Below are 12,790 nucleotides of genomic sequence, written 5' to 3' on the forward strand. Positions count from 1 at the left end.
GTACCATATCTTTGCATATCTAAGAAAACTAGCGTATCAAGGCTCATTCGTTAGTAGTAAATAAGTAGTAAATTGATGTGTTTGTTTCCTTGAAAATGCTGATAGATACTGTGTTTTAGCGGATAATCAGATTTTTATTGTGTTTTTCTATTAATATATCTTGCTTTGTACTTTGAATAAATGATGGTCTGATCCTTATACAGACTGTAATATCCGGACAGCGAATAGCTGATGGATATCGCGATCAGATAATACGCAACACCGGAGAATCCAAACAATTCAAAGGAGATCAACATGGCAGTGATTGGACAGTTGGTAACGCCGCAGAACAGGGCAGCCATTCCGGCGGCAGCGGACAGCCCCGGTGATAATCCGAGCAGGCTTCCGGCAACACATCCGAATGTGGCGCCGATACTGAATGCCGGTACGATTTCGCCACCTCGGTATCCGGCACGCATGGTCAGTGCGGTCAGAATCATTTTCCATAGGAAATCAAGCGGTCTTGCCTGACCTTCTTCGATGGCGCGGGTGATCAGATTGCCTCCGGCACCCATATAGTCGCGTGTATTCAACAGTGCAGTCAATGCGATGATGATGCATGCAGCGGCAAAGACACGCAGGTATGGATTCTTCAGATATTTCTGATAGAACTTGCTGGTGTATTTCAACAGAATACAGAACAGGATGCTCAAAAAACTGCATCCGACTGCAACCAGACCAATCTTCAGACCATTTGCAATCGTAAGCTCCGGTATCTTTACTACCAGAAATGTCTCCGGGTTTACTCCCATTCCATCAGCAAACCGTGACGCAATGATGGATGCGATCATGCATGGAAACAATGCAGCATAATACATGACGCCGACACTTGCGACCTCCATAGCAAATACGGCAGCAGCCATCGGTGTGCCGAATACGGCAGCGAACGCAGCACTCATGCCGCACATGATCATCACGTGCTGGTCAAATTCATCCAGCTTTGCCATCTTACCAAGCCAGCTTCCAAGACTTCCGCCGAATTGGATTGAAGCACCCTCGCGTCCGGCAGAACCGCCGGTAAGGTGAGTCAGCAGTGTGGACAGGAAGATCAGTGGAGCTGAGATAAATGGAATCTTATCTTTGGACTTGATCGTGGCGAGCACCTGATTGGTACCGCCGTCCTGGCTGCCTAATTTCTGATATAAGAAGACGATCAATAGTCCTGCAAATGGCAGCAGGAGAAAAACCCTGATATGCGCGTCACGATAAGCGGTTGCCGCGCCGATACATTTGGCAAAGATACCGCTGGCACCGCCAACGATCAGGCCGGTCAGAACAGCTAACACAAGCCACTTCAGGAAATTCACGATGTTATGGCGGATATGCTCATAATAATATTGAAATAAAACTTCTTTTCTGGACATGATAGAAACCTCTTTTTCCTTTGTACTCTCAAAAACATTCCCATTTATTATACTATTCTTTCTTTAGAATTGACACTATGAAAATGCCCATTTTATTACAAAAAAACTACATTTTGAATAGTTATGGTACGAATGGAGGACGCATGCGATAAATCTCGGAAAGGCTATTGAAAAATGCCAAATCGTTGTGCCATAATGTGTATACACACAAGAGACATGAATGGAGGTACATTATGTTTGGTGCTTTTATTGGAGATATTGTTGGATCAAAATACGAATTTAATAATATTAAGACCAAGAAGTTTCCTTTATTTTCGCGGGGATGCGATTATACAGATGACACGATTATGACTGTAGCGGTTGCTAAAGCAATCATGCTCAGCTATCAAGAGCAGTTTGAGAAGAGCGAAAACGGAAAGGGTTTTCAGGAATTTCTTGTTGAGATAATGCAGGATTACGGTAGAAGATATCCGAATCCTACCGGCGCCTATGGTGGCAGCTTTGCCAAATGGCTCTTTCAATCAAATCCGAAACCTTATGGAAGTTATGGAAATGGTTCCGCAATGCGTGTTTCTCCCTGCGGTTTGGTAGCAGTTACCATGGACGAAGCATTAGCCTTGGCTCGTGCAAGTGCCTGTGTCAGTCATAATCATCCGGAGGGTATCAAGGGAGCGGAAGCGGTCAGCGCAGCGGTCTTTCTGGCAAAGAGCGGCAAATCAAAAGAAGAAATCAGGCAGTACGTCAGCGAACACTATTACAATTTGGATTTTACTTTGGATTCCATAAGAGATAGCTATCAGTTTGATGGTTCCTGCCAAGGTTCTGTTCCGCAAGCGATCGTTGCATTCTTGGAATCTGAAAATTTTGAAGACGCTATCCGAAATGCCATTTCGATTGGCGGCGATTGTGACACGACCGGAGCGATAACCGGTTCAATTGCATGGATCTATTATGCCGGATATGGCAACTGGGCTACAAATCGTTTTGATAGCTCTATGCAGAAAATCAAAACGCAGGCAATGACGTATCTCCCAAAAGAATTTATCGACATTGCGGATGAATTTCGGGATGTCTGCGTCGCAAGAGCCGGAACAAATTACCATGTCGGCTGGTGCACTCCGATATTAAATCGCAGTGAAAGTAAAAGATACCGGACAGACTGGGGAAAGCCTTCTGTTCCTCAAAGAGAGGATTGGTCATCCCAAATAACTAAACAAATTAAGGAAGCGATGACAAGGTTTTGCAGCAAGTATACTAATCTTTCGTTTGTACAAGTGCCTCAATATACATTGGAATATATTATGGCGAAAGAAGAGCATCCGGATAAAAAATATTCAGGTGCATATCACATCAGTCATGACAAATCTATGGAAAAATGGCGTCTGAGAATCCAGTTGGATAGCAAACAACTGTGGTTTTTAAGCGTATTCGTCCGTGATGATGGTAGATTTGAGAAATACTCGTTGGATAAAGAAACCGCAAATGATTCGCACTATGAATTTACCAATGAACAGGTAATCAGAAAAAATATATATGCTCCTGGCGATGAGAATAAATATTTCCATGAAATTTTGGCCCGTTATGTACAAGCGAACGGTGGCGAAGCTTTGCTAAGTCAGATAATGCCTTATGTAACGGCTCAATTTCATTTTTAATCATCAAGGAGAGAAATGTGCCGGAGCTGCGGGAACTGACTCTCCGCATGAAAAGCATCGCCACCAGCGAAAACAGAAAGCGTACATCGAATATGACCTTGTGGGCTTCGTTCCCGTGGATGAACTGATGAACGCAGAAAAATATTGACTATATCCTATATATAAGGGTAAAACGATGAAAAATATCCTTAAAATAAGGGTGAATGATATCATGAGAAAATATGCAGTGCAAAAAAGCATAACAGGATTGGAAATGAAAAAGTGCCGCAAAAGGCTTGGGGTATCCCAAAAAGAATTTGCGGAACTTGTAAATGTGTCTAAGAAGACGGTGGAGCGATGGGAATATAGCGGACAGCCAGTGACAGGTCCGGTCGTGACACTGGTTTATATATTAATGAATGAGCCTGCGTGGGAAGAAAAACTAATCATACCGGAAAAAGAAATGCCAATCAGAATGTCATATATGTTCCGTGATGAATTGTGCACGATCATCGATGTGGATGAGGAAAAAAGAAGAGTAAATGTACGAAATTATACGAATCATTTTCTGAAAAAAGCATTTGGTAATAATGAGCATCCGACCTATGAAGATTATGAAGAATTTCTGGAATCCAGATGCTTTCCAAGAACAAGAGATAAGATGAAACTCATTTTGCGGGAACTGGATCTGCCATTTTATGATCCGATGATGATTATAGAAAAGACAGAGGGTAGGATGGCAGAGGATGATTTCTGGATACGTATAGAGAGGTGAGTACTAGTATTAAGTAAAAATAGCTTCCGACTGAGGATTTCCCGGTCAGAAGCTATTTTCTTTCATATAATCACAATTTATTTATTCCCACCAAAGATGGCGCCCATAAAACGGATGTATGTATATACTACCAATACGACTGCAATGATTGTTTCGATCAGTACGATATTTGCCAGGAAAGGCATCGGGTGTCCCATATTGGCAGCGCATGCCATTGTCTGTTTGGTTGCGATCGCGCTGATTACGAATGGAAAGGTGAATGCTGCATAGCTTGGGTAAAATGGCATCTTCAGATGTCCGATCGCTTTGATCAGAGCATAGATGTAGATTACAGTAGCGACAACAAACATTGCCATCAGGAAGTTATAATTCTTAGGCATAACGGACTGTACATAGCCTGCGATACAGAGACTTGTCGGTGCAGCGTAGATACAGATTAGCGGTTTTGCCGGGTCCGGAACTTCTTTGAACTTCACATAGCGGTATGTTACCAGTACCAGCAGGATGATCAGAGTCACCAGACCGAACCAGAATGTGGCACTTCCGAGAGACTGTTTCTCATAAGCAGGTGCGGTAACGGCTGCCACAACGATACCTACATATACGATGTAGTAGCTTGCAAATACCTTTGGCATTGCTAATTTTGCGATAAATTTAATGGTAAAATAAATTATCAGCACGACATGAAGTGCGATAGCAAACAGCCAGATATAGTAAGCTGCCAGTCCGATAAATGGCTTCACATAGGTGCTTAAGATCATCAGTGCCATTGGGAATGTTCCGGATACACTTGCCATGATCGGATTGTTCATATCCTCTTTGACAGCTCCCGGGAACATGATCAGTTTCAACAGTACGAGTACCAACAGGAATGCAGCGAATACTCCGCATACATAGCGGATGCCTTCGGAATAACTCTGAAGGAGGTTGCCCAGTGCGGCAGTTCCTAGCATAACTCCGCAGAGTGGAATTGGTACTTTTTTAATTACATTACTCATAGTTTTACCTCATTTCTAGTAGATAGTTTGATGCCTTAAAATGTGTGTGCCTAGACAATATCTGCAAGAGCACGGCGCTCGCATGGCTCATCAACCTCATCAAGATTCTTGATACCGCACTCGCGACAGATGATTTCTGCAACCTTCCATGCACATAAGCCGGTGAAGAAGATACACTGTTCTTTGTGTTCGCCCTGTCCCATATTGAATTCTTTTGTGAGCACACGACAGCAGATCGCATTTTTCTTATTGGCTGTTTTAAACCAGTCATGCAGTTCATGCGTCAGTTCCATACATTTTACACTCTTTGGATTGGTTGGACCGTTCTGCTCGGTGCGGCCGAAGAACATGCCAAGTGCAAGGATACCGCCGTTGAATGCACCACAGACGCAGCCTGATTTACCCGCACCGACAGCCATGCCGGAAGCCATAGCGATTACAGAATCCGGAACATCCAGTTTGAACTCCTGCTTTATTGTAGCCATCAGTGCTTCGCAGCAGTAGTAGCCGTTCTTGAAATTCAGCTCAGCAGCCTGCTGTACGGCTCTCGGACTGATCTCAGTTACTCCGATTTTTACGTTTGATTCTAACATGTCAAATCCTCCTTAAATTAAAAATAATATCAAGTATAGTATACCTTTTGGGAAAATGAGGGTAAAATTGAAAAGTTTTATAAATATTCTGACTTATAGAAAATATCTATAAATATCCAAAAACACAGACTTTTCACATCCTGCACAAAGTTTGGTAACGATATTTTTATAGAATAAGCAGGTAAATATTTAAGGCAGGAGCGGCGAAAAGTATATGTTCCTGCATGATAACAATGAGGAGGAGCAGAATGTATATATTGAAGAATGCCTGGCGGAGTATTACCAGGTCTAAGGGCAGAAACATACTGATTGGCATTATTCTATTTGTAATTGCAGTGTCAGCGTGTATTGCACTCTCCATCGGGGAAGCGGCGGAAACAGCAAGGCAGGACAGCGAAGATCAGTTGTCGATCACAGGACAGATATCTGTGAACCGACAGGCAATGATGCAGAATCAGTACAGCAAGGAAGATAAGAAAGAAGCCATGACGAATATGGAGGAACTTTCGCTGGATGATCTGAAGTCTTATGCAGATTCCGATTATGTGAAAAGTTTCTATTTTACGTCATCCGTCTCTCTGGATGCGTCTGGAGATCTGGAAGCAGTAGATACCAGCGGTGTATCAAAGGACAGTTCAGATAGCAGTACGGAGACAGATGGCAGCAGCGGAGATAATTCTGGCGACAATACGCAGGCACCGGATGATATGAACCAGGGCGGTAATCAGAATAGCGGGCAGGGCATGCCGGATGATGCGGGTCGTATGGGAACCCAGGGTGACTTTACGATCACAGGATACAGTTCAGATGAAGCCATGACGGATTTTTTGAGCGGTGCAAGTACGATCACAGAAGGAAGCGTGTTTGATGAGAGTGACGATACGAACCAGTGTATTATCAGCAGTGAACTTGCAGAGTACAATGATCTATCAGTAGGTGATACGATTACTCTGGTTAATCCAAATGCGACAGATGAAACGTATGAATTTACTATCTGCGGAATTTACGAGTCATCAGACTCCGGTGATTCCTACAGCAATATGATGGGTGGCTTTGGTGCGGCATTTGACAGTGCGAACCGTATTTACACCAGTTATGAAAATGTAAGTGCGATTACAGAAGCATCTGATACATTGCAGAGTCAGACGAACGGAACCTACACATTCGATTCAGTGGATGATTATGAAGCATTTAAAGAAGAGACAGAAGCTGCGTTGGGTGATAATTATACTGTAGGTTCTGCTGACGTAGATTCCTATGAACAGAGCCTTCAGCCATTGGAGAATCTGAGCACTTATGCCAAATATTTCCTGGCAGTGGTGTTGGCAATCGGCGGTATTATTCTGGTTGTATTAAATATCTTTAATATCCGGGAAAGAAAATATGAGATTGGCGTGTTGGCGGCGATTGGTATGAAAAAAGGCAAGATTGCAATGCAGTTCCTTATCGAATTATTATGCGTAACATTTATCGCAATCATACTTGGTACTGGAGTCGGCGCAGCAGCATCCGTACCGGTGACAAATAAATTACTTGCACAGCAGATCGAGAGCAGTCAGGAGTTAAGTGCATCACAGGCAGAGAATTTCGGACGGGAAGCAGGCGGTCCGCAGGGCGGAGGTCCTGGAGGAGAGGCAGCACCATCAGATAACAGCGGAGCTGCAAGTGGCACAGATAGCAATAGTTCAGATAGCAGCACATCGCAATCGGATGATAATACGAAAGTGCAGAATGGCGATAAGAAACAACAGAATCATCAAAATAACAATAAGGGAATTCCGGGACAGGCGGCACAGTATGTTAATCAGATCAGCTCTGCAACAGATCTGGCAGTTGTAGGAAAACTAATCCTGATCGGTATCGGACTGACACTGATCGCCGGCTGCGTCGCAGTCGTATTTATCCTGCGCTATGATCCGCTTCGGATACTGAGCAGCAGAGATTAGAATAGGAGGCAGAACGATGAATGTATTACAGCTTGAAAATGTAAGTTATCATTATGCAGAATCAGATAAGATGGTATTAGAGAATTTATCCTATATCTTTGAAAACGGAAAAGTGTACAGCATTGTGGGGAGATCCGGAGCAGGTAAGACGACGCTTTTGTCTCTGTTGTCAGGACTGGCACAGCCAACGGAAGGCAGAATCTGTCTGAATGGCAATGACATCCGTACGATGGATCAGTATGAATACCGCAGTCAGTGTGTGGGTGTGATCTTTCAGAGTTTTAATCTGCTTCCCAAGCTTACGGCGGCAGAGAATGTGGAATTGTCGATGGAGATATCCGGTAAAGAACGTGGTGATAAAAAGGCACATGCACTGGAACTTTTGAAAGAAATGGGACTTAATGAAGATGAGGCTGGACGGAGAGTGTTGAAGCTCTCCGGGGGTCAGCAGCAGAGAGTTGCCATAGCAAGAGCATTGTCGTATAATCCGGAGATCATTCTTGATGATGAACCGACCGGCAATCTGGATCACGATACACAGGAAGAGATTATGCATATCTTCCGGAAACTGGCGCATGAAGAGGGCAAATGTGTGATACTGGTCACACATTCCGTGGATGTGGCAAATGGCTCAGATCAGGTATATGAAATAGGGAAAGGGGTGATATGACAATTCCGGTATACTGAAATTCTTCCGTAATCTTGTCTTTTTGACATTTTTCGAGTATCTTATTAGGTATAGGAAAGTGAAAAAAGGAAGCAGTCAGAGAGATGGCTGTGGAGGGAGAAAAGCATTATGGAAGAAATTACAGAACAAAAGGGATCTGCGGGTGAGCATACACCGAGACCGGGAGGTATTAAGGCACATAAAGCTGCAGCGGAAAGACATGAAGCAGAGGACAGAGATCGTGCAGAGATGAGGCGACGCCGTGCGGCAAGAGAAAGACGGAGAAAGAAGCGTAAGATCCAGAGAGCAATTTTGATTGCGGCAATGGTGTTGATCCTGCTTCTGGCTGTGTTGCTGGTAAGAGCAGTAGTGAAGAAAGTGACCGGAAGCAGTAAAAAAGAACCGGCAAAGACAACTTCTGTGGAAGTGAAGAAGGAAGATAAGGCGGAATCCAAGGAAGCGACAGCGACCATTAATATCGCAGGTGATATTATTATGCATAAGCCATTTTTGACTTCTTCGGTGTATAAGAATGGCGAAGACTATGATTATAATCCAATCTTTCAATATGTAAAGGATTATTATAATGATGCAGATTTTTCTATCTGTACGACAGAGTATGCGCTGACTGGCGGTAATTACAGTGGTTATCCAACGTTCTGTGCGCCGGATGCTATTGCAGATGCATTGGCAGAGAATGGGATCGATATGTGCCTGCTTGCGAATAATCATATTTATGACGGTGGAGGCGAAGGACTTCAACGTACTATGGAAGTATTGGATAAGGATGGCATCATGTATACCGGCGTGCGTAAGAAAGCTGACGATAAGAAGTATGTGGTGAAGGATATCAACGGAATCAAGGTTGGCTTCTTCAATTATGTATTTGAGACTGAAGAAGTGAATGGACAGAAGACAATCAACGGTATCGCAGTGAACGATGAGAGTGCAGATCTGATCAATTCCTTTAAAGAAGCAGATCCGGAGTCGCTGTATAGTGATGTAGAGCAGATTTTATCTGATATGAAAGAGGAAGGTGTGGAATATACTGTTGCGTGTATGCATTGGGGTGTAGAATACCAGACGGAAGAGAATTCTGATCAGGACGAGATCGCGCAGAAGCTGTGCGATATGGGCGTGGATGCGCTCATCGCCAGTCATCCGCATGTAATTGAGCCTGTGGATCTTCTGACCAGCACAGACGGTGACCATGAAATGGTATGTGCATATGCGATTGGCAATCATCTGTCCAATCAGCGTACCGAATACATGGAAGGTCTGACTAATGGCTATTCGGAAGATGGCATGATGGTGAAGCTTACTGTGAAGAGAGATGCCAAAGGCAATATTTCTCTTGATGGCGCAGATTTTATTCCAACCTGGGTATACATGGATCAGAATCCGGATAATGAATATTTTATTCTGCCACTGGATGATCCGGAGAATCTGGAAAAGAATACAGGACTTACGAATCTGACAGATGATGTGACAGCATCTCTGAACAGAACAGATGGGATTGTAGGTGATGGCGTGAAGAAAGTGCAGGATGCACTGCCGATCGCACAGAAGGATCCATCAGTAAAATCGGCTAGTGAAGTGAAGAACAGCAATACAAAGAACGATAAATCAAAAAAAGATACAAAATAAAAGGATCCCCTGCGGAGGAAAGTTAAGAAACCTGCGCAGGGGATTGTTTTTAAAAATCTGTCAGAATTTGGTGTGCCATTTGGCGTGCGAACGTGGCAGTCCGGTCAGATATATCATAATCCTTGTTAAATTCAACAATATCACATGATATTACAGGAAGACCGGTAAGAAGCTGGTGCATAAGCGTAAACGCTTCTTCCTCCAACAGACCGCCTGGAACCGGAACGGAGACTCCGGGAAGGTATGCGGGATCCATTACATCAATATCAAAGCTGATATGGACATTCTGCAGATGAGACAGATATTGAAGTGTTTCATCGATACAGCGTTGGATACCAAGAGTTGCCATTTGTTGCCAGGTATAATAGCGAATATGAAGCTTGTTCAGAAACGCCATCTCCGGCGGGTCAATGTCGCGAAGCCCCAGCATGACAATGTTAGATGGTTTGACTTTAGGCTTGTCTGACAAGATTCTGGTCAATGACTGTTCGCCCATACCAATTAGAGCGGCAACGGGCATTCCGTGGATATTACCGGTGACAGTGGTTTTGTCGGTATTGATGTCTGGATGTGCATCAATCCAGATCAGACCAAGATCTTCGCAATATGTTCCGGCGGCAGAGACACTTCCGATGGCGGAACTGTGATCGCCGGTAATGTAAAGTGGTGATTCACCTTTGCATAATGCATGATATCCAGATTCAGCAATTTGTGAACAGCTTGCAATTACGCTGTTCAGATGTTTCAGATTGCTCAGGTTCTCTTCCGGTCTGGTAATTTCCGGAAGTATATCAATATCTAGTTCAGGGCAAAAAGATTGCAGATAATCCAGACTGTTGATCAGTCCCGGGGCACCCACTCCGTAATGCATGGGACAACCGAAAATGTGATTCATAGAGTAACCTCCTTATCCTATATGACTATATGACATGCACACATACATGCATCATATCATGGTTGTGTGCTTCTTTCAATGCTGTAAATATGGTTGAAATAAATTGTGACACGCACATTTTAAATACACTGGAAAAGAAGAATGAAACATCAAATTTATTGATTAAATATTTGAAAAATGAAAGTATTAAAATTATAACTTGCAAAACAAAGATGGCTGTGCTAAGATTGAATCAAATTTCAGAGAATGCTGAGAACAAGACTCAACTTTCTGGAACCTGACAGGAATAAGGTGTCACCGACTGAGAGCACCTTTTAGGGAATGAGAGATATGGGAACACTTGGGAGCAGACTGGCTGAAAAGTTATGACTTAGTAGGACAGTACGTGTCATGCGCGTTAAGCATAAGAGAGGAATTAAAAGGGAGAAGATTCCCGGAGATTCAAAGCGGGTGGTACCGCGGATTATGTCAGATCCGTCCCGGAATATGAGAGATCATGTTCCGGGACTTTTTTGTGCAATGAATTACAGATCCGTCCCGTTCAAAAAAAGGAGGACCAATCATGGAATATTTAACAGGAGTAGCTAAGAAAGAGACTTTAGAAATCAGTGAACTGCTTGCCGGAGATCTGGCAGGACAGAAGGTTAAGGTTAACGGAGCCGTTCATACGATCCGTGACATGGGAACCGTAGCATTTGTTGTTCTGAGAAAAAGAGAAGGACTGCTGCAGGGTGTATATGAGGAAGGCACAGCCGGATTTGATCTGAAGGATCTGCGGGAAGCGGATGCCGTAGAGATCGAGGGAACACTGGAGAAGAATGAAAAAGCGCCGAACGGCATCGAGATTCGCATGGAATCACTGCGAATCCTCAGTGAGCCGGAAGCAGATATGATGCCACTTGCCATTTCCAAATGGAAGCTGAACACCTCACTGGATGCCAAGCTGAACTACAGACCGATCGCACTGCGTAATGTGAGAGAACGTGCAAAGTTCAAATTGCAGGAAGGCATTACAAGAGCATTTCGTGATTTTCTTTATGAACAGGGATTTACGGAGATTTATACACCGAAGATCGGAGCTAAGAGTGCAGAGGGCGGAGCGAACCTGTTCCGTCTGGATTATTTCCACAGACCGGCAGTACTGCAGCAGAGTCCTCAGCTTTACAAGCAGATGATGGTCGGCGTGTTTGACAGAGTATTTGAGACAGCACCGGTATTCAGGGCAGAAAAACATAACACCAAGCGTCATCTGAATGAGTACACCAGTCTGGATTTCGAGATGGGTTACATCGATGGATTTGAAGACATTATGGCAATGGAAACAGGATTCCTGCAGTACATGATGGCAATGCTCGCTAAGGATTATGCGAAAGAACTGAAGATTTTGAATATTACACTTCCGGATGTCAGCAAGATCCCGGCAGTGAGGTTTGATGAGATCAAACAGAAGGTATCTGAAAAATACGGTCATAAGATGCGGAATCCATTTGATCTGGAACCGGAAGAAGAGCAGCTGATCGGACAGTATGCGCAGGAAGAATGGGGAAGTGATTTTGTATTTGTTACCCATTATCCTTCGAAAAAACGTCCGTTTTACGCAATGGATGATCCGGCAGATACCAGATACACATTAAGTTTTGATCTGCTGTATAAGGGGATGGAGATTACCACAGGTGGTCAGAGAATCCATGATTACAAAGCACTTCGCGAGAAAATCGCAGTCCGTGGTATGGAAGAGGAAGGTCTGGAACATTATCTGGATACATTCAAACACGGTATGCCGCCGCATGGTGGACTGGGTATTGGTCTGGAGCGCCTGACCATGAAGCTGGTGGGAGAGGACAATGTCCGTGAGACTACACTCTTCCCAAGAGACTTAAGCAGACTGGAACCATAGAACAGAGTACGGATAAAGGAGTAGTTATGGCAAATAAGATATCAGATGAGACCATCGAATATGTAGGCATTCTGGCAAAGCTGGAATTGTCTGAAGAAGAGAAGTTAGCAGCCAGATCCGATATGGAACGGATGCTGGATTATATCGATACACTGAATGAGCTGGACACCGAGGGGATTGAGCCGATGTCGCATGTATTTCCGGTAAATAATGTATTCCGGGAAGATGTAGTGACGAATGGAGACGGAAGTAAAGATACTTTGAAGAATGCACCACTTCAGAAGGAACAGTGCTTCAAAGTGCCAAAGACCATTGGATAGACAGAGTCAGGAGGA

General features: G+C 43.9%; 11 protein-coding genes. 7 read left to right on the forward strand and 4 right to left on the reverse strand.

Going from position 1 to position 12,790, the window contains the following annotated elements:
* Window positions 1–134 precede the first annotated feature (134 nt).
* Window positions 135–1,403 (reverse strand): chloride channel protein, encoded by a 1,269-nt coding sequence (locus OCV65_RS08590; RefSeq protein WP_262581702.1) that lies wholly within the window; start codon window positions 1,401–1,403, stop codon window positions 135–137.
* A gap of 233 nt (window positions 1,404–1,636) precedes the next feature.
* Here OCV65_RS08590 and OCV65_RS08595 point away from each other — a divergent pair, with 233 nt between their 5' ends.
* Both OCV65_RS08595 and OCV65_RS08600 read left to right on the forward strand, forming a co-directional pair.
* Complete coding sequence (locus OCV65_RS08595; RefSeq protein WP_262581703.1) at window positions 1,637–3,058, forward strand: ADP-ribosylglycohydrolase family protein; 1,422 nt, start codon at window positions 1,637–1,639, stop codon at window positions 3,056–3,058.
* 211 nt (window positions 3,059–3,269) lie between these two features.
* Entirely contained in the window at window positions 3,270–3,812 is a 543-nt protein-coding gene (locus OCV65_RS08600; protein ID WP_262581704.1) for a helix-turn-helix domain-containing protein, read from the forward strand.
* 77 nt (window positions 3,813–3,889) lie between these two features.
* On the opposite strand, the gene OCV65_RS08605 is transcribed toward OCV65_RS08600, so the two are convergent.
* Entirely contained in the window at window positions 3,890–4,810 is a 921-nt protein-coding gene (locus OCV65_RS08605) for a TDT family transporter (RefSeq protein WP_262581705.1), read from the reverse strand.
* 50 nt (window positions 4,811–4,860) lie between these two features.
* Complete coding sequence (locus OCV65_RS08610) at window positions 4,861–5,403, reverse strand: C-GCAxxG-C-C family protein (protein ID WP_262581706.1); 543 nt, start codon at window positions 5,401–5,403, stop codon at window positions 4,861–4,863.
* Window positions 5,404–5,651: 248 nt separating this feature from the next.
* On the opposite strand from OCV65_RS08610, the gene OCV65_RS08615 reads away from it, so the two are divergent.
* The 3 genes from OCV65_RS08615 to OCV65_RS08625 all read left to right on the forward strand — a co-directional run bounded on the left by OCV65_RS08615 (window position 5,652) and on the right by OCV65_RS08625 (window position 9,663).
* Window positions 5,652–7,349, forward strand: a complete 1,698-nt coding sequence (locus tag OCV65_RS08615) for an ABC transporter permease (RefSeq protein WP_262581707.1) — start codon at window positions 5,652–5,654, stop codon at window positions 7,347–7,349.
* Between the two features lie 16 nt (window positions 7,350–7,365).
* Entirely contained in the window at window positions 7,366–8,019 is a 654-nt protein-coding gene (locus OCV65_RS08620; protein WP_262581708.1) for an ABC transporter ATP-binding protein, read from the forward strand.
* A 126-nt stretch (window positions 8,020–8,145) separates the two neighbouring features.
* The gene (locus OCV65_RS08625; RefSeq protein WP_262581709.1) at window positions 8,146–9,663 is read left to right on the forward strand and encodes a CapA family protein; all 1,518 of its coding nucleotides are present in this window, start codon (window positions 8,146–8,148) and stop codon (window positions 9,661–9,663) included.
* A 49-nt stretch (window positions 9,664–9,712) separates the two neighbouring features.
* On the opposite strand, the gene OCV65_RS08630 is transcribed toward OCV65_RS08625, so the two are convergent.
* Window positions 9,713–10,558, reverse strand: a complete 846-nt coding sequence (locus OCV65_RS08630) for an arginase (RefSeq protein ID WP_262581710.1) — start codon at window positions 10,556–10,558, stop codon at window positions 9,713–9,715.
* A gap of 562 nt (window positions 10,559–11,120) precedes the next feature.
* Here OCV65_RS08630 and aspS point away from each other — a divergent pair.
* Both aspS and gatC read left to right on the forward strand, forming a co-directional pair.
* The gene (aspS, locus tag OCV65_RS08635) at window positions 11,121–12,455 is read left to right on the forward strand and encodes an aspartate--tRNA(Asn) ligase (RefSeq protein WP_262581711.1); all 1,335 of its coding nucleotides are present in this window, start codon (window positions 11,121–11,123) and stop codon (window positions 12,453–12,455) included.
* Between the two features lie 26 nt (window positions 12,456–12,481).
* Entirely contained in the window at window positions 12,482–12,775 is a 294-nt protein-coding gene (gene gatC / locus OCV65_RS08640) for an Asp-tRNA(Asn)/Glu-tRNA(Gln) amidotransferase subunit GatC (RefSeq protein WP_118383598.1), read from the forward strand.
* Window positions 12,776–12,790 lie beyond the last annotated feature (15 nt).

The sequence above is a fragment of the Dorea ammoniilytica genome (genome assembly GCF_025567415.1).
In the GTDB taxonomy this organism is placed as follows: Bacteria; Bacillota; Clostridia; order Lachnospirales; family Lachnospiraceae; genus Claveliimonas; species Claveliimonas ammoniilytica.